This window comes from Pseudomonas gessardii, from assembly GCF_001983165.1.
GTDB classification, from domain to species: domain Bacteria; phylum Pseudomonadota; class Gammaproteobacteria; order Pseudomonadales; family Pseudomonadaceae; genus Aquipseudomonas; species Aquipseudomonas gessardii.
In genome coordinates this window covers 1-642 of record NZ_MNPU01000145.1, presented here as the reverse complement: position 1 = coordinate 642, position 642 = coordinate 1, and the positions used below count along the sequence as shown (strand labels likewise).

The window sequence follows — 642 nt, the reverse complement described above, 5'->3', positions numbered from 1 at the left end:
ATTCATCGCCTCTGACTGCCAAGGCATCCACCGTATGCGCTTCTTCACTTGACCATATAACCCCAAGCAATCTGGTTATACTGTGAAGACAACATTCGCCGAAAATTCGATCATACTCAATTAAGAGTGACTCACAAATTTTACCTTAGCCTGATCCGTTACCAGTGAAAGTAACGTTCAGTCTATCTTTCTATCACATACCCAAATTTTTAAAGAACGATCTAATCAAAGACTAGAAATCAATATTCATCATTGAATATTCATTTCTAAACTCTAACAGCAGAAGCAGTTAATGGTGGAGCCAAGCGGGATCGAACCGCTGACCTCCTGCGTGCAAGGCAGGCGCTCTCCCAGCTGAGCTATGGCCCCATAACAAAATTGGTGGGTCTGGGCAGATTCGAACTGCCGACCTCACCCTTATCAGGGGTGCGCTCTAACCAACTGAGCTACAGACCCAATTTCGAGCGCAACTGATTAGCTAAGAGCTATCAGCTTGGAGCTTAAAGCTGCTTCTATCGTCTTCTTCAATGAATCAAGCAATTCGTGTGGGAACTTATGGAGCAGCTGATGTCGTCGATTAAGGAGGTGATCCAGCCGCAGGTTCCCCTACGGCTACCTTGTTACGACTTCACCCCAGTCATG

Annotated in this window: 2 tRNA genes and 1 rRNA gene; all 3 read right to left on the bottom strand. The window is 46.0% G+C overall.

Going from position 1 to position 642, the window contains the following annotated elements:
• Positions 1-293 precede the first annotated feature (293 nt).
• Positions 294-369, bottom strand: a tRNA-Ala gene (locus BLL38_RS30045).
• Positions 370-379: 10 nt separating this feature from the next.
• A tRNA-Ile gene (locus BLL38_RS30040) sits at positions 380-456 on the bottom strand.
• A gap of 122 nt (positions 457-578) precedes the next feature.
• Positions 579-642 (bottom strand): 16S ribosomal RNA (locus BLL38_RS30035); the annotation flags it as partial.